Origin of the sequence: Methanolinea sp. (assembly GCA_030055515.1) — an archaeon.
Taxonomy (GTDB): Archaea; Halobacteriota; Methanomicrobia; order Methanomicrobiales; family Methanospirillaceae; genus Methanolinea_A.
Genome location: JASFYI010000002.1, coordinates 226,520 through 249,322 on the forward strand (window position 1 = coordinate 226,520; position 22,803 = coordinate 249,322).

27 protein-coding genes are annotated in these 22,803 nt (G+C 66.7%); 18 read left to right on the plus strand and 9 right to left on the minus strand.

Going from position 1 to position 22,803, the window contains the following annotated elements:
- Nucleotides 1-264: 264 nt before the first annotated feature.
- The 4 genes from QFX32_05320 to QFX32_05335 are packed head-to-tail and all read right to left on the minus strand — an operon-like array spanning nucleotide 265 to nucleotide 2,739.
- Nucleotides 265-486: a hypothetical protein gene (locus tag QFX32_05320; GenBank protein ID MDI9633462.1), complete on the minus strand. Its 222-nt coding sequence runs from the start codon at nucleotides 484-486 to the stop codon at nucleotides 265-267.
- A gap of 14 nt (nucleotides 487-500) precedes the next feature.
- A complete protein-coding gene (locus tag QFX32_05325; protein ID MDI9633463.1) occupies nucleotides 501-1,685 on the minus strand; it encodes a hypothetical protein in 1,185 nt (394 codons plus the stop codon).
- Nucleotides 1,682-2,206, minus strand: a complete 525-nt coding sequence (locus QFX32_05330) for a YeeE/YedE thiosulfate transporter family protein (GenBank protein ID MDI9633464.1) — start codon at nucleotides 2,204-2,206, stop codon at nucleotides 1,682-1,684. The genes QFX32_05325 and QFX32_05330 overlap by 4 nt, the downstream gene beginning before the upstream one ends.
- Nucleotides 2,206-2,739, minus strand: coding sequence for a YeeE/YedE thiosulfate transporter family protein (locus tag QFX32_05335; GenBank protein ID MDI9633465.1), 534 nt, complete (start codon nucleotides 2,737-2,739; stop codon nucleotides 2,206-2,208). The genes QFX32_05330 and QFX32_05335 overlap by 1 nt, the downstream gene beginning before the upstream one ends.
- 126 nt (nucleotides 2,740-2,865) lie before the next feature.
- Here QFX32_05335 and QFX32_05340 point away from each other — a divergent pair, with 126 nt between their 5' ends.
- From QFX32_05340 to QFX32_05370, 7 genes are all read left to right on the plus strand, one after another.
- Complete coding sequence (locus QFX32_05340; GenBank protein ID MDI9633466.1) at nucleotides 2,866-3,933, plus strand: permease; 1,068 nt, start codon at nucleotides 2,866-2,868, stop codon at nucleotides 3,931-3,933.
- Nucleotides 3,934-3,974: 41 nt separating this feature from the next.
- Complete coding sequence (locus tag QFX32_05345; protein ID MDI9633467.1) at nucleotides 3,975-4,373, plus strand: metalloregulator ArsR/SmtB family transcription factor; 399 nt, start codon at nucleotides 3,975-3,977, stop codon at nucleotides 4,371-4,373.
- Nucleotides 4,351-4,794: a DUF2703 domain-containing protein gene (locus QFX32_05350; protein MDI9633468.1), complete on the plus strand. Its 444-nt coding sequence runs from the start codon at nucleotides 4,351-4,353 to the stop codon at nucleotides 4,792-4,794. The genes QFX32_05345 and QFX32_05350 overlap by 23 nt, the downstream gene beginning before the upstream one ends.
- A 56-nt stretch (nucleotides 4,795-4,850) precedes the next feature.
- The gene (locus QFX32_05355) at nucleotides 4,851-5,276 is read left to right on the plus strand and encodes an arsenate reductase ArsC (GenBank protein ID MDI9633469.1); all 426 of its coding nucleotides are present in this window, start codon (nucleotides 4,851-4,853) and stop codon (nucleotides 5,274-5,276) included.
- Nucleotides 5,277-5,365: 89 nt separating this feature from the next.
- Complete coding sequence (locus QFX32_05360) at nucleotides 5,366-6,619, plus strand: S-layer protein (protein ID MDI9633470.1); 1,254 nt, start codon at nucleotides 5,366-5,368, stop codon at nucleotides 6,617-6,619.
- On the plus strand, nucleotides 6,612-7,811 hold the full coding sequence (locus QFX32_05365) for an FtsX-like permease family protein (GenBank protein MDI9633471.1): 1,200 nt from the start codon (nucleotides 6,612-6,614) through the stop codon (nucleotides 7,809-7,811). The genes QFX32_05360 and QFX32_05365 overlap by 8 nt, the downstream gene beginning before the upstream one ends.
- A gap of 1 nt (nucleotide 7,812) precedes the next feature.
- Nucleotides 7,813-8,505, plus strand: a complete 693-nt coding sequence (locus QFX32_05370) for an ABC transporter ATP-binding protein (GenBank protein ID MDI9633472.1) — start codon at nucleotides 7,813-7,815, stop codon at nucleotides 8,503-8,505.
- Here QFX32_05370 and QFX32_05375 read toward each other — a convergent pair.
- The 4 genes from QFX32_05375 to QFX32_05390 form a co-directional block, all read right to left on the minus strand.
- Entirely contained in the window at nucleotides 8,465-8,659 is a 195-nt protein-coding gene (locus QFX32_05375; GenBank protein MDI9633473.1) for a hypothetical protein, read from the minus strand. The genes QFX32_05370 and QFX32_05375 overlap by 41 nt on opposite strands.
- A 38-nt stretch (nucleotides 8,660-8,697) precedes the next feature.
- A complete protein-coding gene (locus QFX32_05380; GenBank protein MDI9633474.1) occupies nucleotides 8,698-8,985 on the minus strand; it encodes a glycine betaine ABC transporter substrate-binding protein in 288 nt (95 codons plus the stop codon).
- A 70-nt stretch (nucleotides 8,986-9,055) separates the two neighbouring features.
- The gene (locus QFX32_05385) at nucleotides 9,056-10,552 is read right to left on the minus strand and encodes a cryptochrome/photolyase family protein (protein ID MDI9633475.1); all 1,497 of its coding nucleotides are present in this window, start codon (nucleotides 10,550-10,552) and stop codon (nucleotides 9,056-9,058) included.
- Nucleotides 10,549-11,559, minus strand: a complete 1,011-nt coding sequence (locus QFX32_05390; protein ID MDI9633476.1) for a DUF523 and DUF1722 domain-containing protein — start codon at nucleotides 11,557-11,559, stop codon at nucleotides 10,549-10,551. Before QFX32_05390 ends, QFX32_05385 begins: the two co-directional genes overlap by 4 nt.
- A gap of 124 nt (nucleotides 11,560-11,683) precedes the next feature.
- Here QFX32_05390 and QFX32_05395 point away from each other — a divergent pair, with 124 nt between their 5' ends.
- From QFX32_05395 to QFX32_05425, 7 genes are all read left to right on the plus strand, one after another.
- Nucleotides 11,684-13,135 carry an ABC-ATPase domain-containing protein gene (locus tag QFX32_05395; protein ID MDI9633477.1) on the plus strand — a complete coding sequence of 484 codons (1,452 nt, stop codon included), beginning with the start codon at nucleotides 11,684-11,686 and terminating at the stop codon, nucleotides 13,133-13,135.
- A gap of 4 nt (nucleotides 13,136-13,139) precedes the next feature.
- On the plus strand, nucleotides 13,140-13,712 hold the full coding sequence (locus tag QFX32_05400) for a methyltransferase domain-containing protein (GenBank protein ID MDI9633478.1): 573 nt from the start codon (nucleotides 13,140-13,142) through the stop codon (nucleotides 13,710-13,712).
- A 72-nt stretch (nucleotides 13,713-13,784) separates the two neighbouring features.
- On the plus strand, nucleotides 13,785-14,468 hold the full coding sequence (locus QFX32_05405) for a type 1 glutamine amidotransferase (GenBank protein MDI9633479.1): 684 nt from the start codon (nucleotides 13,785-13,787) through the stop codon (nucleotides 14,466-14,468).
- A gap of 256 nt (nucleotides 14,469-14,724) precedes the next feature.
- Complete coding sequence (locus QFX32_05410) at nucleotides 14,725-15,612, plus strand: type II secretion system F family protein (GenBank protein MDI9633480.1); 888 nt, start codon at nucleotides 14,725-14,727, stop codon at nucleotides 15,610-15,612.
- 6 nt (nucleotides 15,613-15,618) lie between these two features.
- A complete protein-coding gene (locus QFX32_05415) occupies nucleotides 15,619-16,941 on the plus strand; it encodes a type II secretion system F family protein (protein ID MDI9633481.1) in 1,323 nt (440 codons plus the stop codon).
- Between the two features lie 3 nt (nucleotides 16,942-16,944).
- Nucleotides 16,945-18,378 carry a PEGA domain-containing protein gene (locus tag QFX32_05420; protein ID MDI9633482.1) on the plus strand — a complete coding sequence of 478 codons (1,434 nt, stop codon included), beginning with the start codon at nucleotides 16,945-16,947 and terminating at the stop codon, nucleotides 18,376-18,378.
- 1 nt (nucleotide 18,379) lies between these two features.
- Entirely contained in the window at nucleotides 18,380-18,769 is a 390-nt protein-coding gene (locus QFX32_05425) for an FxLYD domain-containing protein (protein ID MDI9633483.1), read from the plus strand.
- Nucleotides 18,770-18,840: 71 nt separating this feature from the next.
- Here the strand turns inward: QFX32_05425 and QFX32_05430 are convergent, their stop codons facing one another.
- Nucleotides 18,841-19,437: an RAD55 family ATPase gene (locus tag QFX32_05430; protein ID MDI9633484.1), complete on the minus strand. Its 597-nt coding sequence runs from the start codon at nucleotides 19,435-19,437 to the stop codon at nucleotides 18,841-18,843.
- Between the two features lie 229 nt (nucleotides 19,438-19,666).
- On the opposite strand from QFX32_05430, the gene QFX32_05435 reads away from it, so the two are divergent.
- From QFX32_05435 to QFX32_05450, 4 genes are all read left to right on the plus strand, one after another.
- Nucleotides 19,667-20,161 carry a hypothetical protein gene (locus QFX32_05435; protein MDI9633485.1) on the plus strand — a complete coding sequence of 165 codons (495 nt, stop codon included), beginning with the start codon at nucleotides 19,667-19,669 and terminating at the stop codon, nucleotides 20,159-20,161.
- Nucleotides 20,162-20,259: 98 nt separating this feature from the next.
- On the plus strand, nucleotides 20,260-20,400 hold the full coding sequence (locus tag QFX32_05440; GenBank protein MDI9633486.1) for a hypothetical protein: 141 nt from the start codon (nucleotides 20,260-20,262) through the stop codon (nucleotides 20,398-20,400).
- 233 nt (nucleotides 20,401-20,633) lie between these two features.
- Complete coding sequence (locus QFX32_05445) at nucleotides 20,634-22,322, plus strand: CHAD domain-containing protein (protein ID MDI9633487.1); 1,689 nt, start codon at nucleotides 20,634-20,636, stop codon at nucleotides 22,320-22,322.
- A 69-nt stretch (nucleotides 22,323-22,391) separates the two neighbouring features.
- On the plus strand, nucleotides 22,392-22,700 hold the full coding sequence (locus QFX32_05450; GenBank protein ID MDI9633488.1) for a hypothetical protein: 309 nt from the start codon (nucleotides 22,392-22,394) through the stop codon (nucleotides 22,698-22,700).
- Nucleotides 22,701-22,803 lie beyond the last annotated feature (103 nt).

A 22,803-nucleotide genomic window follows, 5' to 3' on the forward strand; every position in this document is an offset into this window, starting at 1 on the left:
GGATCAGTCAGAAGACGAGCGGTTTTGATGCGGGAACATGATGCGGGACCCCTTGTCCCCGCGAGATGATACGATTTTGGACGAACGATTTTTCGAGAACACTCCACGTATCCCCCTGCCCTCTCCCTCTCTCTTCCCCGCACGGGGTTTGTGGGAGTTCACACAGACGTGACGAAAATGCATTTGCCGAGAACGACAGGAAGGGATGGGATCAGAGCGTGTCCGGGACGGGCCGGTTGGACGCGGACGGGCTGGGAACAGCTTTCACTTCCCCATTTTCACCAGGAACCGGTTCTCGGCAATCTCGTCCCACGAGACCTTGTACCCCTGTCGCGAGAAGGGGGAGCACGTGTTGTCCACCTGCTCGCGTGTCGCGTAGAACGTCACGGCCTCCCCCTCCCGGAGCTTGCCGAGCAGGATCTTCAGCGTGATCATCAGGTTGGTGCATGTCAGTTCAGTGAAATCGTGCGCTCCGTCATTCTCCATTCAAATCCCCCTACTCAGAAGAACAAAACGCGCATGGCAGGTCCTTTCGAATTACCCGGGTCCCTCGGGAAGAGGATCCCGGCCAGTGCCTCGTTCGTGATCTCCCGGACACCCGAACACGCGGTGCTGACTCCCCTCTCGCGTGCCGAGGGGAGGTGCACGAAGTAGGAGAGGGCAGGGATGTCGTTCGTGGCCGCGATCATTTCCTGTACATTGAAGAGTCGCCCGCCATCGGGCACTTCGTGGGTCCCGTGCAGGGCACAGACGCCGTCCTCGATGAAGATGACGGTCGTCTCGATTCCATCCATGGCCGCGGCGATTGCGAGGGAGAGCCCCCCGAACGTCCACTCGGAGCAGTACGGGGTGTGCGTGATGAACACGGTCAGGCGGGGGGCCCCCTCTCCCCCGCACCCCGGGGGTATGGTCCACCCCGCCATATGCGAAACGATAGGGTGGAAAGCGGAAAAACGGGAGAGGATCTTGTTCAGGGGTCGTATCTCGATCTCCTGGATGCAGGACGCAGGCTCGCAGAAACCCGTCCCGGGATTCGGCTGGTAGTACCCCCGCGCCGTCGCGCACCGCGAACATGCCGAAAACCACGGGTCCCGGCAGGACTGGACAGTATGCGCGGAGAGGGCGGAGACCCCCTTCCCGATGTTCTCGAACTCGGATGGGCGCTGCCCGTCGTGGAGGACATGGACGCCGTCGAGGTAGCAGTAGAGCTCGGGGTTCAGGCCCGCGTCGACGGCGCGGGAGAGGAACCGGAGCATGTAGACCGGGACCCTGCTCATGTAGGGGGGATAGCACAGGAGGAACGCAGCACCCCTCGTCCCTGCCCACTCATCCTCGATCGCGGAGACGAGTGCACCCCAGAAGGGGAAACGGCCGTCGGGGCATGACACCCGGACCTCCTCGGCACCCGGGGATATGGAACCGTGGAGGCCGTGCAGCCGGAGCTCGTCTGCATCCACGATGACCTCAAGGGAGGGCATCCGCGAGAGGGTGACCCAGACGGGACGGGTCCGGGCGTCCGCGAGGCTGTAGAGGGCATCGCCCGTGAGGAAGAACTTCAGAGACCACCCCCCGTCCTGAGAGAGTGCCCCCGTTCCTGCCGCACCGATCACTCCCGCGAGCCACTCCATGCGTTCCCTGCAGAGGGACTCACAGAAGAGGAATGTCGATGCCGGCACGGGGATCATGCCCCCAGACCAAGGCTTTTTGCGAGGGAGACGACCCACCCCGAGATGAAGGCGGCGAAGAGAGGGGACGCGACACACATCCCGAGGAGGAAGAACCCCGCCTTGTAATTCCCCTCGGACGCCATCACGGCCTGACGGAGGGGGCACCCGCCGAGGAGGACGCAGATAAACCCGACGAGGAAGCCGGAGAGCACGGCCAGGAAGAGGGATGCTGCGGGGCCGAGCCCCGCGGGGGCTCCCGGCACGGGGACGAGGAACCCGCTCGTGAGTGCCCAGGGGAAGTGCTCCATTGCCGCGGGGGTGAGGATCCAGAAGGCGAGGGAGCCGAGGAACGAGAAGATGATCAGGGCGACGTACCCCGAGAGTATCCGCGTGTGGCGGAAGAGGAAGAAGTCCCTGAACCCCCCTATGGAGCAGAAACCGGAGCGCTGGGCGAGGTACCCGGCGAGGATACCGAGGAGGAGGGTCAGCGCGGGCACCGCGTAGACCGCGATCTCCCTCGGGAAGAGACCGGCCGCCATCAGGACGCCTCCCGTTCGGCCTTCTTGAGCAGCAGGACCGTGCCCGCGATGACACCGAGGGCCATTGCCCCGATGAAGATCAGGGCGATGAAGTCTCCGTAGCCCGCCCGGAGCGCTGCCCGGTAAGGACACCCCCCGAAGAGCATCGCGAGGACGAAGACGGAAAATCCCCCCGCGAAGGAGACGAGGTACTCTCTCGCATTCCCTCTCCGCACAACGTGCTCCCGGTTGACGCGTGCGGAGACGTGTGCACCGATCAGGACACCGGCGACGCTCATCACGGGGAGGACGGCATTCTTCGAGATTGGTGCGAGTGCGAGGGCAGTCCCGGCGAGAATATTGGTCATGCCGTTCACGAGGTCACGCGTGTGGCACGCGACGCAGAACCCGTAGGCCTCCGGACCCCCTGCGGTTATGAGGAGCGATTGCATGAGTGCAGCAAGAATTCCAATCACAGCACCGAGAAACGCGGGATGCCGGGCGAGGGGGGATGCGTGGCGGCACACGGCGTCACGCAGGCTGCATATTCCCATGAGTTGGTACATTTCGGCATTTCACACGATAATATTTTGGGGGAATTTATGCACTTATGCGACACAAAATACAGAAAGAACCACGATAAATAAAAATAATATATTTGAAAAACCGAATATACGCATATGGTTGCGGGAGCGATCAACGATTTCTCTGCTGCCGGACAGTTTTTCCTCGTCATCACACTGGAGCTTGTCCTCCTCTTCGTGGGAGTGAGCTTCCTCGTGGGGCTCATCAGGGAATACCTCCCCGAGGAGAGGATACGCCGGGCGCTCTCGTCCCGGCACAGGGTCACGGGGACGGCGATCGGTGCATTCTTCGGTGCCCTCACGCCCTTTTGCTCCTGCTCCACGATCCCCGTGCTCGCCGGTCTCCTCAACTCCCGCGTCCCGTTCGGTGCGTGCATGGCATTCCTCCTCGCATCCCCGCTCCTGAACCCGGTCATCGTTTTCATGGTGCTGGCATTCTTCGGGCCAATCCCCACGCTCCTCTACGGCACAGTCACGTTTGGCATCGCGGTCGCATCGGGCATTATCCTCGAGGACAGGAATTTCATCCGGTTCGTGAAGCCCCTCGGACTCGGAAAGACCCTGCTGCCACAGGGTACGGGATCGGGGTGTTGTGCCGACAACTCCGTTCTCCCGGAAAGTGGGCATGCGGGCTGCTGTCCGGGAGCTGCGGGCACGGCCACACAGGCAGCCGGGTGCGGGTGTTCGTGCAGTGCCGCAGGGACCCCCGCGGACACGTGGGCCGGCGCCACCCACGCGCGCAGGATGAGGTCCGCCCTCGGTTTCTCCCTCCGCATCTTCCGCCAGGTACTCCCGTACCTCATCCTCGGGGCAGCGGCCGGGGCATTCATCTATGGGTTCGTGCCCGAAGACCTGATTGTCTCCCTCGCGGGTCCGGAAAACCCCCTTGCCATTCCGGCCGCTGCAGTTATCGGAATTCCCATGTACATCCGGGCTGAGACAATCATTCCCGTCAGTGCGGTCCTCCTCGCGAAGGGAATGGGGCTTGGTGCCGTCATGGCACTCATCATCGGGGGGGCGGGGGCAAGCATTCCCGAGGTGACCCTTCTTGCATCCATCTTCGAGAGGAGGCTCGTCGCGACGTTCGTTGCAGTCGTCCTCGGTGTGGCCATCAGCACGGGGGTCGTCCTGCAGCTCATGCAGACGGCAGGTGTCCTTGGATGAGGGGAACCGAATTTATCTCCGGTCACCAATCTGGTTTGTGCATGACTGGGAAGAGAGGCCAGCACCGCGTATTCCCCCTGTCCCGGTATACCACCATCCTCAGGGCGCTATCCGATGAGACGAGGCTTGGGATATACCTCCTCCTCGGCAACGGGGAGCTCTGCGTCTGCCACATCCAGGCCGCCCTCGGGACGACGCAGACGAAGGTCTCCCGCCACCTCGGGATTCTCCGGAACGCCGGCCTCGTCACGGCCCGGAGGGAGGGTCTCTGGGTGTATTACAGGAGGGCCGATCCGGCACCCGCATCGGTCCGAGCGTTTGTCAGGGAGCTTGCGCGGCTCCTTGACAGGGACCCGGTCATCTCCGTCCCGGCGGAGAATGAGGGGCAGTGTGGATGCAGAGAGGGTGAGCAAGACCATGGGAAAGAGGCTCGTCATTGAGTGGAAGCACATCGGAGACGATGTGAGGGGCACGTGCGAGCGGTGCAGCGAAACGGGCGACGCGATCCGCGAGGTCCTCCGGGACCTCGGTCCGTACTTCACGGAGAAGAACGTGTCGCCGGAGTTCCGCGAGACAGTCCTCCCCGGGGAGGAGATCGCATTCTCGAACACGGTTACCATCAACGGGAGGCCGATCGAGGAGTACCTGGGGGGATCGGAGGTGATTCACACCCCGTGTCAATCCTGCGCGTGTCTCACGGGAGAGGACGAGGCATACTGTCGTGCAATCGTGCATGGCGGGAACCGCTACGAGGCTATCCCGCCCGACCTGATCAGGCGTGCGTTCGTCGCCGCCGTGGAGAGAGACGGCCCGACGTGCGGGTGCGACTGCGGGTGCGGGGAAGGGGGCGAGTGCCCGTGAGCGGCAAGACACGCGGCCGGGGGCAGGCTCCCTCCGGGATTGTGGAGTGACCATCCGTGGAGAGGAAGAAGGACGTCCTCTTCGTCTGCACGCACAACGCTGCCCGGTCCCAGATGGCCGAGGGGTATCTGCGGGCGCGCTACGGCGACCGGTACAACGCCTACTCGGCGGGGACGACGGCATCGTCGGTCAATCCCCTCGCGGTCGAGGCGATGAGGGAGATCGGCATCGACATCACGGGCCAGCGTTCCAAGACCCTCGCGGAATTCGCCGGGAGGGAGATGGACATCGTGGTGACCGTGTGCGACTCCGCGCGTGCGACCTGCCCCTTCTTCCCGTGGGCACGCGAGACGGTCCACGTCTCGATCCCCGACCCCGCGGGGGGCACGATAGAGACGTTCCGGAAGGTCCGGGACGAGATCGTGGCGTGGATCGACCGGTACTTTGGGGGAGAGGGACCTCCGGGAGGGCGCGAGGCCTAGGTACGGGAGAGACCATCCGCCCCCGCATCGGTTACCCGACACGGATCTTTCTGTGGGTATTATAGCGGGGGGAGTGAGAGATACTTTGCATGGGATCCCATGAAGGGCGCATCCTTTGGCGGAGAGGGATCCTCTATTCCCTCCTCATCTGTCTCTCGTTTGCTGTTCTTTCCGCAGCCGCCGCGAACGTTCCCACCGTGATCGTCGCGGACTACAGGGTCACGCCCCCGGTCCTCGTCCCGGGCGAGGAGGGGATCGTGACCGTTGTCGTGAGGAACACGGCGGACCAGGCGACCCTCACGAGCTCGTACCGGTCGGACACGACCGCGACGACCACGAGCCTTTCCATCAACGCCCCTATCGAGAGCATAACGCTAGTGGGGAGGGGGATCGAGGTATTGAGCAGCGGGTATTCGAGGATCGGGGAGATCGGGCCGGGGCAGTCGATGCCGTTCTCGTTCCTCGTGCGGGCACCGCGGGAGCCCGGGGTCTACTTCCCCGAGGTCTGGATCCGCGTCGCCGAGGGAAAGAGCCTCAAGTACCCGGTGCCGGTGAACGTGAACAGCGACGTCTTCGTCCCCGAGAGGGTGCGGATCACCGTCGAGAAACAGCTGCCGTGGAGCGTTGCCCCGGGCGAGGACTTCTCGGCATCGGTCGTGCTCGCGAACACGGGCAGGGTCCCGGCGAGCAACGTCCGCGTCACGGTCGAGACGCAGGAGGCGAGGATCGTGCCGAGGACCCCCGGGACGATCCACATCGCGCGGCTCGGGGCCGGGGAGCAGAGGGCGATCGCGATGGAGTTCTCGACCGACAAGAAAATATCCCCGGGCCTGCGCCCCGTCACCCTCACCATCGAGTACACGGAACCGGACGGCTCGACCCATGTCCAGCGTGAAGTCCTCGGGGTCTACGTGAGGGGGAGGGCGCGGCTCGACGTCTCGCAGGTGACCACGGAGCCGGTCAGGATCAGGGAGGGCGACCTCTTCGCGCTCGTCATCCGGATCGAGAATACCGGCACGGGCGACGCGAAGTCCGTGGACGCGAGGATCGAGGTCCCGCTCAGCGGGACGAAGGAGGCGTTCGTTGGGAAGATCGAGCCCGGGAACGACGCGCCCGCCCCATTCGTCCTCCAGGCAGACCGCGCGGGGGATATCCCCTGCAGGTTGACCATCAACTACGAGGACGACTACGGGAAGGGCCAGGTGGAGCAGGAGATCCGGCTCTACGTCATCGGCTCGGGGGGAATCCCCGCCGCCGCTATGGTCCTCATCGTTCTTTTCGCGGCGGGAGCGGGGGCCCTCTGGTACCACGCGAAGATGCGAAAGGGACGGGAGAATGCTTGAAGAATCGAAGGTTGCCCTCTTCCTCGCCTCGCGGCTGATCTCCCGCGGGAACAAGGGGCCGCTCGTCCTGACCATCCTGATCATCGGGATGGTCTTCGTGAACCTCGTCTTCCTCCCCTCCATCATCACGGGGGTCGCGGTCCTCTTCAACCAGCAGAGCATCGACTACAGTTACGGCAATATCGTGATCGAGCCGAGGAAGGACGAGGTGTACATCACCGGCGTTGCCGAGCTCAAGAGGAAACTCGAGCGGATACCCGGGGTCACGGGGGTCTCCCCGCGGTACGTGACGGGTGCGACAATCGTGTACAAGGGCAACAGGATCACGCCCGCCCTCTACGCGGTCGACCCCGCCGACGAGCAGAAGGTCCTGAAGATCGGGACGAAGGTCCAGAGAGGGGAGTACCTCTCGGGCGGGGACTCGGGCCAGATCGTCCTCGGCTACAGGATCGCGGGGACCGGGAACGAGCGCGACGCGACCCCCTCCCTCGGCGGCGTGGACGTCGGGAAGGTGGTCGAGGTGACGTTCCCGAACGGCGAGACACGCCCGTTCCGCGTGAAGGGGATCGTGCGGTCCGGCTCGTTCAGCGCGGACTCCGCGGCCTTCGTCACGAGGGAGGACTACGAGGAGATCCTCGGGATCGCGGACCGGGCCCACCAGGTCCTCGTCCGGACGGCGGAGACGGGGAGGGAGGAAGAGATGCGCACGACCCTCCTCTCCTACGGCGTGCGCGAGAAGATATGGACGTGGGAGGAGAAGTCGGCGGGATTCCTCAACCAGATCGTGGGGAGCTTTGCGATCATCAACTTCATCGGGACGGTCGTGAGCCTCGTCATCGCGGTCGTGGTCATCTTCATCGTGGTCTTCATCAACACCGTGTACCGGCGGAGGCAGATAGGGATCCTGAAGGCAATCGGCATCGACCGCGGGATCATCATCAAGTCGTACATCTTCCAGGCGCTCTTCATCTTCGCGGCGGGGTCGCTCTGCGGGTCCGGGTTCCTCCTCCTCATCCTCAGGGTCCTCGAGTCGAACCCCATCGTCTTCCCCGGGGGACCGGTCGCGCCGGTCGTGGACGCCGCCCTCGTCGCGCGGTCGCTCGCGAGCCTCTTCGCCGTCTCGCTCGTCGCGGGGTACGTCCCGGCGTGGATGACGACGCGGGAGGAGATCCTCTCCGCGATCAGGGGTTGACATGATCGTCGCGCGCGACCTCGTGAAGGTCTACGGGACGGGGCCCACGCAGGTGCGGGCGCTGCGGGGGGTCTCGGTCGAGATCCGGAGGGGTGAGTTCGTCGGCATCATGGGGCCGAGCGGGAGCGGGAAGTCGACCCTCCTCCACATGTTCGGCCTCCTCGACCGGCCGACGAGCGGGTCGCTCTCGGTAGACGGGGTCGACGTCGGGCGGCTCGGCGAGCGGGAGAGGACCCGTTTCCGCCTCTTCCGGCTCGGGTACGTCTTCCAGGACTACGCGCTCATCCCCGAGCTCACGGCGAAGGAGAACGTGTACCTCCCGTCCATGGTCCGCGGGATGACGCCGGGGGAGTGCACCCGCGCCTGCACCGAGATCCTCGGGCTCGTCGGGCTCGGCGACAGGGTCCACCACCTCCCGGGGCAGCTCTCCGGGGGGGAGCAGCAGAGGGTCGCCATCGCCCGGGCCCTCGTCCACAGGCCCGCCCTCCTCCTCGCGGACGAGCCCTGCGCGAACCTCGACACGCAGAACTCGAGGGTCATCCTCGACCTCTTCAGGAAACTGAATAGGGAGCTCGGCCAGACGATCGTGATGGTCTCCCACGAGGAGTGGCACAAGCAATACTTTGACAGGACCCTCGAGATGAGGGACGGGCTCATCGAGGGCGAGGAGGAAGGTGGGGCGGCCGGAAAGTGACATCCTCCCCGCCGGGGAAGGCGGGGGCGAGCCTCCGCTCGAGGAGCGCGAGGAGGACGTCTGACGCGAGCGCGATTCCCACCGCGGGGACGATCCCCGCGAGGATCTCGGGCACGTGGAACCGCGCGACCACCTCCCGGACGGCAACGTACACCTCGTCGGGGTCCCACCGGTCGGCAGGCTTCCTCGCGGTCAGGCGGGCGCAGACGGCGCGCTCGTGTAGTCCACGTACGCGTCGACGATCCCGGCCTTCGTGGCCTCGTAGAGGCCCGCGTTGTTCATCCCCGACCGGACCTCCGTCTCGTTATCCTCCTGTTTGAGGAGGAGGGCGACCATCTCGCCGAGGATGTACTGCCCGTTGAACAGCATCACGCCGATCACGATGGTCCGCGGTGGCGCGGTGCTGGTCACCGTGCATCCGGCAGAGGCGAGGGCGTACGCGACGAGGATGCACGCCGGGGCGTTGAACAGGCGTCTCATTACGTGGGGGGCGAAACCCTTGTAATGAATAGATTTCAGTGATGGTCCGGCGAGGCCGCTCCCGCGTCGTTCAGAGTGTGGCGAGGAACTCCTCCGCCCTCCCGAGGAGTGCGGCGCGGACCTCCCCCGGCATGCGCGCGGCCCGCGAGGCGAGGGGGGCGAAGCGGGGGTTTTTCGAGAGGAGGTCCCTGTGGACCCAGGCGAACCGCCAGAAGAGCGCGTCCCAGACCTCGCACCAGTCGCCCCGCGAAAAATCGCTCATCCGGAGGAGGTAGCGGGATCCCGAGACGTAGGGCTTCGTGCTCATCAGGCCGCCGTCGGCAAACTGGCTCATCCCGAAGACGTTGGGGACCATCACCCAGTCGTACGCGTCGATGAAGAGCGCGGAGAACCACTCGTACACCGACCGGGGGGAGAACCCGCAGAGGAGCATGAAGTTCCCGAGGACCATCAGCCGCTCGATGTGGTGGCAGTAACCGTGCGCGAGGACCCTGCGGACGACGGTGTCGACGGGGTCGATCCCCGTTCTGCCGGTCCAGAAAGAGGGGGGGATATCCCGCGAGTGCCCGAGCACGTTTGCGGCCCGCTGCCTCTCGCCCGCGACCTCGTACACCCCCCGGACGAACTCGCGCCACCCGACGACCTGCCGGACGAACCCTTCGAGCGAGGCGAGGGGGACGTCCTCCTCCCGCGCGTGCGAGAGCGTCCACTCGACCACGTGCCGGGGGGAGAGCAGCCCGCAGTTGAGGAGCGGGCTTGCGGCCGAGTGGAAGAGGAAGGTCTCCTCCCGGGAGATCGCGTCCTGGTACGGCCCAAAGAGGGCGAGCCGGCGCGAGAGGAAGTCCCGGAACCACCGCTCCGCGTCGTCGTGCGTGACCGGCCAGCAGAAACCCGAGGTGTCGCCCGGGGCGCCCGGGAAATTCTCGCGGACGTATTCGATCGCCTCCCCGACGTAGGCGTTCCGGCGGGGGGTCCACGGCCGCGGCACCCCTGTCCCGGCGGGGAGGGGCTCCCTGTTGTAGACATCGAAGGTCCAGCGTCCCCCCGCGGGCCGCCCGTCCTCGCCGACGAGGATGCCGAGGCGCTTCCTCTGGGCGATGTAGAAGGGGGTGAGCGAGTACCTCTCCATTGCCCCGAAGACCGAGTGGACGTACTCCTCGTCGCAGAGGAACATCGGGGTCTCGTGGACCACCGCGCGGATGCCCGCCACGCTGCATGCCTCCGCGATCTCGCGGGCGAGCCCGCGCTCCACCGGGTCGCAGAGGTGGATCTCCCGGACGCCGGCGCGGGCGAGGTCGCGGAGGTAGTCGCTCGTCGTCCCCGCGGCGGCAGAATCGATGTACTTCACGTGGTAGCCATTCCCCTCGAGCGCGTCGCGGTACGCCCGCATCGACGCCCTGTGGAAGACGAGCTTCTGGGCGCAGAACCGGAGCCTCCGGAAGAACCACGGGTCCTCGACGAGGACGACGTCCCTTCCCGGGGAGAGCGCGGGGCTCCCGGCGAAGAGCTGGTGGGGGAGGACGAGGGTGACAGACCCCTCCCCGCCGGGCGCGCGGGGGACAGTCATCGCCGGGGACCGTCCCCGAACATGTCCCTCCCCCTGTCGGTGATCTCGTCGGGCAGGCTCCCCAGCGCGGGCGGGAAGGGGGCAAAGAAGGTCTGGTCCACGAGGCTCTCCTCGCGGAAGCGTATCACCCACGAGCGGAGGAGGTCGCGGGGCTCCGCGAGGCGCGCGGTCCCCTCCCTGTAGCGTGCGATCAGGCGGAGACAGTGATCCCTCTCCCCCCTCGTCACGCGGTCCCTGAAGTGCCCGAGGACGTGGAGGAGGACGTTGACGTTCTGGGTGTACCGGGGGACCCGCGCGAGCGCCTCGCAGAGCATCGCGCGGTACGCGCCGAAGAGGGCCTCCCGGTCCACCGACCCCCTCACGGAAAGGAGCCTCCCCATCCTCCGCGCGAGGTCCTGGCTGTGCGCGAGGAGGAGGAGCTTGTTCTCCGCGTGGAACGCGACGAGCCTCCCGGGGTCGCCCGCCTGCTCGACCTCGCGGAACGAGGCGAGCGTGAAGATGCGGGTGAGGAAGTGGTCGCGAATCCTCCCGTTCCGGAGCCTCTGCTCGTCCTCGACGGGGAGGAGGGGGAACCTCCGCAGGACCTCGCGCGCGAAGAGGCCTACCGCCCTGCCGCTCGCCGCGGACCTCCCGGGGCCGGGGTAGACCTTCACGTTCCTCGGCCCGGACGTGGGCGACCCCCCTTTCAGGATGAACCCGTCGACCGGCGGGAGTCCCCCGAGGAACTCCGCCGTGAACCGCACCATCGCGTCCGTCACGTCCCTCCCCGTCGCGGGCTGGACGAGGCGGTCGGCCTCCCCGACCCGCACGAGCCGGACCGCCGGCCGGGGGACGCCAAGGCCGATCTCGACCTCCGGGCAGACGGGGATGCACTCCGCGTGCTCCTTAAGGAGGGCGACCTCCCGCGACGGGATGCGCGACCCGTCGTACCGGCAGGGATCGAACTCGATGCAGCGGCTGACGACGACGCGGGGGCGGGCAAAGGTCCTCTCCGTAATACCTGCCACGACTGTCACCTCTGCGGGGCTGCGACATCAAGGTTTTTCCGGGGGGGAGAAGTTCATCCCTGCCGGGGGCGAGGTACGGGAGAGAGAAAGGGGACGCGGGAGTCCCCGGGCGAGGTACATTCCCATGCACGACGCCGGCGCAGACGCGTTCCTCGGGGCGATCCTCGCGCTCGGCGGGGACCGCCGGTGGGAGGTCGACAGGGCGGCGGTGAGGCGGGACGTGACGGCGTACGCTGTCCGGTCGCCGGACGGAGAGGACCTCGTCTTCTCCCTCCCGGTCGTCGTCCGCAGGCAGATCCTCTCCGAGTTTTCGCTCGACCCGCGGGGATCGGCGGGGGCCGTCGCCCTCGTGATCGAGCGCGCGAAGGAGAGGGCGCGGACGGACCGGGCACTCGGTCCGCTCGCCGGGCGGGGCACGCGCTCCCCCCACCGTTTCGCGGCGTGGAGCGAACCGTATACAATCGTTTCGTCGCCCGCGGCGCTCGCGTCCCACATCTGGCACGCGGGCGGGCACAACCGTGCCGGCCCGGCCGGGATCCACCTCGTCGTGGCAGGGGCGGTCCCCTGCCCGGACGGGCCCCCGCCCCGGGCGGCGCGGGAGTTTGCGGGGACCGTCGAAGAGTACTGCGGGGCGATCGCGGACGTCGCGTTCTCGGTCCCTGACCGCGAGATCGAGGCGGCATGGCTTCTTGCCCTCGACCAGGAGATCCTCAGGGAGAAACTCCCCGGCCTCGGCCTCGTCTCCTTCGTCGGGGACGGGTCGCGGCTCGCGCGCACCCTCACGCGGCACAGGTGCATCCCCCGCGTCGCAGGGCCCAAGGAAGGCGTCTCCGTCCCCTTCGCGTGCCCCGAAGCGCTCTCGCCCGTCGAGGTCGAGCTCCCGGCGAGCAACCGCACGGCAACAGGCCTGGGGATACGGAGGCGAGAGGTCTTCGCCGTCGCGGGCTCGAACGCCGAGGGGAAGACGACGTTCCTCGAGGGGATTCTCTCCGGCGTGGACACGCACGCCGCGGGGGACGGGAGGGAGATGGTCGTCACCGTGCCAGGCGCCTGCACCGCGGAGGCAACGCAGGCCGTCCTCTCGGGGGCGGACGTGAGCATGTTCTTCTCCCGGCTCCCCCCCGGGATGGGCGGGACCGTGCACGCCGCGTCAGGCCTCGGGAGCGGCTCGGTGAGCATGGCGTATCAGGTCCAGCGGGCGATCTCGCGCGGGTGCCCCCTCCTCCTCGTCGACGAGGACAGGTCCGCACCCAACCTCCTCGTGCGGAGCGCGCTGCAGGGCGACGGCGTCACCCCCCTCTCCGAGATCGTCTCCCGCCACCGCGGGAGGCTCGGGGACACCGCGCTCGTCATCGCGGCCTGCGCGATGGACACGCTCGTCGCCCACGCGGACAGGATCATGGTCCTCGAGGGGCACGCCGCGCGGGCCGTCGACAGGGAGAGGTTCCGGCGGGAGGTTGCCCTCGCCCTCGAGCGGGCCGCCGCGGAACTGCGGGGAGGGCCGCGGGTGGCGCGGGCGGACGGGTCTGTAGACGGGCTGCACGCGGCGGGGGAAAGACCCGGTCCGCGGGGATGAGGTTATGGCGTGGGAAGTCTTCGACGCGCACGCGGGCGAGTACGACACGTGGTTCGACGCGCACCGCGACGAGTTCCTCGCCGAGCTTGCCCGCGTCCGCGAGGCCGTCCCCCCGGGACTCTCCCCCTCGGCCGAGGTGGGGGCAGGGTCGGGGAGGTTTGCCGCGGCGCTCGGTGTGGACCTCGGGGTCGAGCCGTCCCGCGCGCTCGCCCGGATGGCGAGGGCGAGGGGTATCCAGGTGGTGCGGGGGACCGGGGAAGCACTCCCCCTCCGGTCGTCCTCCCTCGCCCTCGTCCTCCTCGTGACGGTCGATTGCTTCCTCGACGACCCCCACCGCGCGCTCCGCGAGTGCCACCGCGCCCTCTCTCCCGGCGGGCTCCTCGTCCTCGCGTTCATCGAGAGGGGCGGGCCGATCCACGAGAGGTACCTCCACGCGCCCGGCAAGCACCGGTTCCTCTCGCGGGCGCGGTTCTACGCAAGGGAGGAGGTCCTCGCGATGGTGACCGGCGCGGGGTTCCGCGCGGAGCGGGTCGACCCTCGGGCAGGATTCTGCGTGCTCTCCGCGCGGAGGGTGTGAGGGAGGGATTTCCCCGGGAATGGCGGGGGTGAGGTTTTTCAGCGGGGAGGACCCACACGGTCAGGGGATTCCATGACGCTGCGGGAAGTCACGGTGATCCAGCACGCGGAGAACGAGGGGAGCGGGTACCTCGGGGAGATCGCCCGCGGGATGGGATTTTTGATGCGGTGCGTCCCCCTCCACGAGACGGGGGAGATCCCCCCGGTCACGTCCACGCACCTCGTCCTGCTTGGCGGCCCGATGAGTGTCAACGACGAGCGGGAATACCCATGGCTCGCCGCGGAGAAGAGTCTGGTCCGCGGGTGGATCGCGGCAGGCCGCCCCGTCCTCGGGATCTGCCTTGGCGCGCAGCTGATCGCCTCTGCACTCGGCGCCGCGGTCCGGCCCTGCGAGCCCGAGATCGGGTGGTCTTTCGTCACCCGCACGCGGCAGGATTTCCTGCCCGGACTCCCCGCGACGTTCCCGGTCTTCCAGATGCACGGCGAGACTTTCGACCTGCCGGCGGGAGCAGAACGCGTGTTCCGCGGGGAAAAGGTGAGGAACCAGGGACTACGCGTGGGCAGTGCACTCGGCCTCCAGTTCCACGTCGAGATCACTGCCGGGATGGTGGAGGACTGGGTGTCGGACCTCCCGCGCGGGGAACGGGAGGAACAGCGCGAACTGACCGCGCGGTACATCCCGGAGAGCCATGCCGCCTGCAGGGTCATCGCGGAGAAGTTCTTCTCCGCGCCGGGCACGGGCTTTTCGTGGGGGTAGGGAATTCCCGTTCTCTATATTCTATACATTTTACTATATTGTTTTAGAGTAAATTCTATAATAGTGGCGGGCATCTCCTCATGTGTGAACGCGTGGGGATCGGAGGGACACCTGTTCACGGTGACGAGCGTGAAAAAAATCGGGGGATGGATGTCTTCGCGTGAACATCACCCAGGGGGAGATGCACAGTGCATCTCGCCAGTCCGAAATTTTCCCTAGGACCCTATATATAGATTTTCTTTCCCGGGGCAGAAAGATGGCAGAACCGGGAATTCTCGAACGGTACAAGAAACTCTGCTACGTTCTCGGGAGGGGGCTCGACCGCTCGCCGAACCCCACCATCGCCCGGATGCTCTACCAGGTGGACGCCGAGATGACGCCCGGGATGTTCATGTCCCTCTGGATGGGGACGACCGTCCTTTCCGGCGCGGTCATGCTCTGCGCGGGGCTGATCCTCTTTGTCGCGCCTTTCAGCCCGTTCCGGCTGGAAGAGCCCCTCGCGTACGTCGCCCTCTTCCCCGCGATCGGGGTCTGCGGGGTGGGGCTCGGCTTCCCGTTCTTTCTCCAGGCGCAGATCTCGAACAAGAAGATGGACATCGAGAGGAAGCTCCCCTACGCCCTCTCGTTCATGTCGATCCTCGCGAGCTCCGGCGCGACGCCGCTCGACACCATCCGCCGGGTGGCGAGGGAGGACTACGGGCACATCTCGAACGAGTTCAAGAAGGTCCTCTTCCGCACGGACGTGCTCGGGGAAGACCTCGTCACCGCGATGCACTCCCTCGTGAACAACACGCCCTCCGAGATATTCCGCGACATCTGCATCGACATCACGAATATCATCTACAGCGGGGGCGGCCTGAAGGGCTACCTCGAGGGCAAGTCCAAGGAACTGATGGCCATCCGCCGGCAGATCTACAAGGAGTTCGTCGAGTCCCTCGCGGTCTTCGGGGAAGGGTACCTCGGGGGCGTCGTCATGATCATGACCCTCTCGGTCCTCGGGATCGTCATCTCCGGCGCGCTCGGGATCGAGCTCGGCCCCCTCACCCCGCGGCAGATGTTCGACCTCCTCGTGTACGTCCTCATCCCCGTCATCAACATCGTCTTCCTCCAGATGCTCGCGGTGAAGTACTCGACCACGCCCTGATCCGCCATGAAGGAATTCCTCGAAGCCCTGTACCTGAAGTACGACGTCCGGCGCGAGTACTTCACCATCGGCCTCCCGGTCGCGGTCGCGGTCCTCCTCGTCGCGGCCTCGCTCCTCACCGGTTTTGCCGCGCTCCCCGGGCAGGAGAAGAAGGCAGAGGTCTCGGACCGGCAGAAGGCCTACGAGGAGTTCCTCAAGCAGATGGAGGGAGAGGAGGGCGGGGAATCGACAGGGGTGACGCTGCCCGTCACATCCGAGGAACAGCAGCCCGAGGCGAAACCCGTCGGCATAGACCACGTCCTCGTCATCGCGACCCTCGTCGCGATCACGCCCTACGCTCTCGACGTCACCCTCGAGAAGCGGCGGACGCGCCGGAAGGAGGAGCTGTACTGCGAGTTCCTCTTCAAGCTCTCCGAGCTGATGCGGGGCGGCCTTGACCCCATCAAGTCCGTGCGCGAGCTCTCAAAGACGGACCTCGGGATCCTCACGCCCCACGTCCGGCTCGCCGCGACCGCGCTCGCCTACGGCAAGTCCTTCGAGGAGGCGATGAGGGCGATGACGAGGACGCTGAAGAGCGAGCTCATCGCGCGCTACACCCTCCTCGTGGTCGAGGCCTCGTACAGCGGCGGGTCGACGGCCGACCTCATCCTCAAGGCCTCCGAGGACATGCGCAGCCTCATCGGGATCGAGAGGGAGAAGGAGGGGAACCTCGCCCAGTACACGTTCATCTTCTACTTCGCGCAGGGGATCATCTTCTTCATCGTCCTCACGCTCACGACGTCCCTCCTCCCCTTCCTCCAGGACCTCGGCGCGGTCTCGTTCCTCGGCAAGGGCAACCAGCTCAAGGACCTCGACTTCACGGCGGGGTTCTTCCACCTCGTGATGGTGAACGCGTTCTTCGGGGGGCTCATCATCGGGAAAATAAGCGAGGGCGAGGCCCGCCACGGGCTCAAGCACTCCGCGGTCCTCATGGCCGCGGGCTACGTCGCCTGCGTGACGCTCCTCATCCCCGCCGCGCAGGGGCCGCCGCCGGGGGAGGTCACCATTAAGGTGATCTCGGGCGCCGGGCAGAAGGGCTACCCCGGGCTCCCGCTCCCGGAAGAGGTGGTCGTCGCGGTCCTCGACAAGGAGGGCAAACCGAGGGAGAACGCGGAGGTCCGGTTCTCGATCGGCCCGTCGGGCACCGTGAAGCCAGACTCGGGGAGGACGGGAGCGGACGGGAGGATCTCCGCGAGGGTCATCCTCGGGCAGGAGGAGGGGGCGTATTCGCTCTCCGTGACCTGCGAGGGCGTCACGGCGACCGTTCCCTTCGTCGCGAGGGGGGAGTGAGCGATGGTTACGGATTCGCGTGACCGGAATTGTACGTGGGAGAGGGCGATCGCGCTCACCCTCTGCGCGCTTTCGCTCGCGCTCGCGGCGGCGTGCGGACCGGCCGCGGCAGACGTGAATACGTGGCAGATACGCGTCGAGCCGGAGGAGATCGTCGGGAACGAGACGCGCGTCACCGTGACCGCGTTCATGGACATCTACTCGGGGGGCCCCTACACGTTCTCCCGCGACAACCAGCTCGTCATGAGGACCGACCTCGAGGAGGCCGTGTGGCTCCCCGTCCTCCTCTACGACGGGATACGCAAAGACCTCCCCGCGCGGAGGGGGAAGGCCGTCACGTTCACCGCGTGGGAGCTCTCCTACCCCTCGGGGAAGGGTGAGTCGCTGAAGGTGACGCTCACCGGCTGGGCGCCGGTCGTGGACGCCGACGGGGAGAGGACCATGCTGTGGCTCGCCGAGGAGTCCCCAAACGGCGTCGTCAACCACACGGAGAAGAGGAGGGCAGCGACGGTCCTCTTCCGGCCGGGCGCGACGAGGAAGGAACCCCCGGCGGTCCCGGCGGGGACCCTCCACGTGAGCTCGGACCCGCCCGGCGCGGAGGTCACCCTCGGCGGGGAGAAGAAGGGCAAGACCCCCGTCACCGTGGAGGTCGTCCCCGCCGGCGAGCACCCCCTCACCCTCACCCTCCCGGGGTACCACCCCGCGGTCCTGAACGTCACGGTCGTCCCCCGCGAGGCGGTGAGGGTCTCTGTCCGTCTCGTCCCCGGCGCGGGACCCGCGGGTGGTGCCCTCCGCGTCGCGTCCGTCCCCGGGGGCGCAACCCTCATCCTCGACGGCGTGGAGAGGGGGAAGACCCCCCTCTCGGTCGACGCAATCGAGCCCGGGACGCACGTGGTCAGGCTCGAACTGGAGGGATTCGAACCATACGAGGGGAACGTCCCTGTCACCGCAGGCGGGGTAGTCGTCCACTCCGTCGCCCTCACCCCGCTCGCCGCGGTGCACAGCGCGGGGCTCTCGGCGCCCGGGTTGGCCGGGGGAGAGGTGTGCGAGGGGCCGGCTGCCGTGACGGTGACCTCGGATCCCCGCGGGGCGAAGGTCACCCTCGACGGGGAGTTCGTGGGACTCACGCCGGTCAGGCTCGCGCAGGTCCCGCCGGGGCCGCATTCGGTGACGGTAACGTTCCCCTTCTTCTCGGCCTACGCGGAAGAGTTCGTGCTCGGTCCCTGCGGGGAGGAGGCCATCCACCACGCCTTCGGCCTCGGGGACCTCCGCCTCCCGGGCCCCGACATCCTCGCGCCGCTGTTCTCCGGCCTGAAGATCCCCCCGTTTTCGCCCGGAGACGGCGGGACGGGGAAGGGAGAAAAACCTGCCGCGGCGTTCGAGAGGGAGAGGGCGTACGAGGACCTCCTTAGGCAGATGGGCAGCGAGGGGGAGTGAAGTGACCGTGCCGAGATCCCGCGCACCCACCGCGGTGCTCGCCCTCGCCCTCGCGGTCTCCTGCCTCCTCTCCGCCGGGTGCCTCCGGCAGGGGGAGGAGACGGGAACCGCGGGGGGAAACGCCTCGCTCGAGATCGCTCGGCACCTCGGCGTCCACGGTGATAGCGCGTTCCTCGTCCTGGGGGAGGCGCGGAACACCGGCGATGTGCCGGTCGAGAAGGCGGTACTCGTCGTCGATTTCCTCGACGCGGACAAAAAGAGGGTCGGGTCGCGGGCGGTCGCGGCACCCGGGCCGATCCCCGCCGGCGGGTCGTGGGAGTTCGAGGTCACGCTCGAGGGCCCGAGGGCAGGGGACGTCAGGTTCTACACGGTGAGGGCGCTGTACCGTTGAGAAAGAGTGAAAACGGGGAGGGAATGCCCGCCGCTCCCCCCCCCCGGGGCGCTCCCCGACGGAACCCGTCACTACCCGAGCCTCTCCCTCGTGTCGATGAGGAGCCCCTCGTCCGTCACGTTGAAGGGGATCATCCTGTCGGGCGGGATGTACCCCCGCATCTTCATGACGTGGATGTACCTCTTCACCCGTTCGCCTTCCTGCACGGCGAGGAACCGTATCACGCCGTCGGCGGTGGCGCGGAGGAGCTGCTCGTGGGGGGAGGGGAGGACTCCCATGTCCGAGACGAGGAGGAAGGTCCTCCCCTCGCGAGCCATCTTCCGCATGGCCCAGAGGGAGGACTGCACCTGCGGGATGTCTAGGCCGAGGAGCATCGAGGAGACGGGGTCGAGGACGCAGAGGTCGGCGGTGCAGTACTCCAGGGACGGCCCGACGGCGTGGCAGTCCCCGACGATGGAGAAGTTCGGCGCGGGCTGCATCCCGTAGCGCGCCATCTGGGAGAGGATGTCCTCCCTGTAGTGGGACGTCAGGTACACGACCTTCCTGCCCTCGCGGGAAGTCTCCACCGCGATCTTCTGGGCGAGGAAATCCTTCATGCAGCCCGTGTCCTCCTCGAGGACGATGAGGGCCTTCTCCGGGACCCGCTCGAGGCCGCCTCCGAGAAACATCGCGGTACCATTGGGGAGGGGGACGACATAATCCCTCTTTTGCCCGCGCGGGAGGGGCGCGGGCTCTCCCGGCAGGACCAGTCCGGAAAATGGACTGCGATAAACAAATAGCGTCTCCATCGGGTTACGGTGCTACCCGCGATAAGAAAAAAAAAAATTAGGTAAAATGAAAATATTGCAAAATTTTAAGAATAAAGAGAAAAAATGAAAAAACAAGAGGATATATACGATGGATGACGTCGAGGACGCAGCAGGGGGGATATTCTATGCGCCGGGCATCATCGCCACCCTCCCGGCCATCGCGGTCCTCGCCGATTACGCCCTCACGTTCCTCCTCTCGGGGGGGAGGGAGGTCATCCTCGCCTACGAGGCGAGTCCCCTCCTCCGGTTCGCGGTGGCGCACGACCTCGTGCCCCTCTACACACTCGGGATCGTCGCGTTCTACTACGTCGCGTCAAACCTCGTCCTCTCGCTCCTCCATGGTTCCGACCTCTACCCCACCGGCGTCGCCCTCGTGGCCCTCGTCAGCCTCACGCACTTCCTCGGGGGATTCTCGTGGTATGTCCGGGATCCCCTCTACTCGGACACTATCGTCGGCCTCTCGCTGATGTGCGTGCTCATCGCCCTCTTCCTCTTCGCGTACTCGGTCTCGAGGGGACTGTGGCGTCCCGCGGGATCGGGGGGAGATAGCCCGCCTCCCCGTTCGGAAAAAGAATCGTATTGAAACGGCGGATCGGGAATCGGGCGCGTGAATTCCGGAAATTGTCCCGTGGGAAAACCGGTAATTTTTTCTCTGGAGAGGAAAATTACGAGTGATCTGCGATGGCCCACGATCCTCCTGCGCACAGGGTTCTTGAGAACGTATCCGACGACGAGAACCTCAAGAAGAAAATAGAACAGTACATGGAGATGCGCGTGAAAAACATCCGCAAGTGCCACTTCAATTACAGGAGACGGCGCTGACTGCCCGTTCCAAATCTCCCGATCCCCCTCCTCTCGTGCCCATCCCTTGCTTTCCGCAGGATTGCCACGGTACCTCACGCTCTATAGATTCATGCTCTGTAGATGTATGTGTCCCGGAGGGAAATGACACTGAACACCACGATCTCTGTTTTTCAACCCTCCCCCACTTGAGAAAAATCCATAAGAACTGTACCCGAAGGGAGATCACCGGGTCAACAGGGTGATCGTGCCCCGTGACAGATGCCAGCAGCACTCCCCCGCGGGGGAAGGGATCCCTCGTCTGCAGGTTCGCCGCGAACAGGATCCTCCCCCTCCTCGAAGCCGCGCTCAGGGAGGCAGAGGGCGTGCGGAAGGGGGATGACATCGAGTACCTCCACCGCATGCGGGTCGCCTCCCGGCGGATGCGGGCCTGCCTCCGGACGTTCCGCCCGTTCCTCGGCGAGAAGCGCTTCAGGAAGGTCTTCCGGAGGACGAGGGAGATCACGAGGGCCCTCTCGCGGGCGCGGGACTCCGACGTCCAGATCGCGTTCCTGAAGAAACTCCGGAAGCGCGAGGCAAAGCGCCTCGGGATCGCGCAGGGAGAGTGGAGCGGGGAGGAGGTCCCCCCGATCTTCGAGGCGATCCGGTTCCTCCTCCAGAAGCTGCGCAGGGAGCGGGAGAAACTCCAGGCAGACGTGGTCTCTGCCCTCGGCAGGTTCGAGGAGGAGGTCCCCCCGGTCATCAGGGAGGCGTTCAGGGGCATCTCGCCCCTGCCTGCCCACCCGAAGAGGCGGGCGCACGCCCCGAGCACGGTCCACGCCCTCGCCGCGGAGCAGGTGGGCAGGGCACTGCGCGCCCTCCTCGCGTACGCGCCCGTCGTGCACGTCCCCGAGGCGGTCGCCGACCACCACGCGATGCGCATCGCCGCAAAGAACCTGAGGTACACGATGGAGATCTTCGCGCCCCTCTACAGGCTCGGCCTCCGGAAGTACATCGCCCGGGTCGCCGACCTCCAGGGTATCCTCGGGGACCTCCACGACACCGACGTCTGGATCGACACGGTGACCACCCTCCTCCTGAAGGAACGGTCGCGCCCGCTCTCTCCGGGCGACCCCTCGCGCCCGGGACCCCGCGCGATCCAGGGACTCAGGGAGTTCCAGAGGGAGCGCGAGCGCGAGAGGGAGCGGATTTACAGGAACTTCGTCCGCACGTGGGACAGTCTCTGCGCGGCAGGGTTCTGGAACGACCTCAAGGCGGAGATCCTCACCGGATACAAGGCGGCCTACGCGCCCGGCGGCCACGTCCCCGACGGGGAGAAGGAGGCGGCAGTCCTCTCGTTCGCCTCCCGGTCCACGGGGGATATCGCCCACCCGCGCCACGTCGCGGCCCTCGCGCTCTCGCTCTTCGACCAGCTCCGGGACCTCCACCGTCTCCCCGCCGGGGAGAGGGTACTCCTCTGGTACGGTTCCCTCCTCCACGACGCGGGCCTCGGGCGCGGGAGGAAGGGGCACGCGGAGGCCGGCGCGTACCTCGTCTACGGGGCAGAGGACCTCCCCCTCACCGTGCGCGAGCGCGCGGTCGCGGGACTCCTCGCCAGGGTCCACCGCGGGAAGGGCAGTGAGGCGGAGTCCGGGTACCTCGCACTCGTCTCCCCCGAGGAGCAGCGGGCCGCACTCGTGCTCGCCGGGATCCTCCGGGTGGCAGACGGCCTCGACTGCACCCGCGGGGGGAAGGTCCGGGAGGTGAGGTGCGAGGTCGCGCCTGGATCGGTGACGGTCCGCGCGGCCGGGTGCCCCGACTGCGAAGAGGAGGTGGCGACGGCCGCAAAGAGGGCGGACCTCCTCGGGAATGTGCTTGGTATCGCGGTGCGCGTGGCCGGAGAGGGGGAGAGCACCGCGCCCGGCGCCCCCGGTTCCAGCCCTCCTCCCTCGTCCGGAACCTGAGGGCGAAGGAAAGGAGGAGCGGGGAGAACGCAAAACCCAAGGAGGAGTTTCCCGTCGGCGGGGAGGGACTTGGAGATCTTCGCAGGGCAGGTCCCCACTGCACCTTCGGGGGCCGCGGGCGCGCCCGCGATGAGAGCGGCGAGGACAGTCTGGGACGTGACCCCGCATTCCCCGGGATCGCGGAGGATGTCCATCCCCCTCCCTCCCGGGGAGTGCCATCGAGAGCCCGCACCCGAGCGGGATTCCCTCAACCGCGACGCCCGCGTTGGAGGGCGAGGTGTCGAGGCCCGTGGAGCAACCAACCTCGGGGACGATGACGGTCGTCGCGACAAGGACGAGGAAGATCGCTCCTCCCACCTCGATGTACGGCCGGAGTGACATGGTCCGTCTCTCCCCTCGCGGCAGGATGACCGCAACGTTCCCCCGTGCGTGTCAATAGGACTCCGTAGTCTCCATTGCCATGGTATTTGTGCGCGCGCGT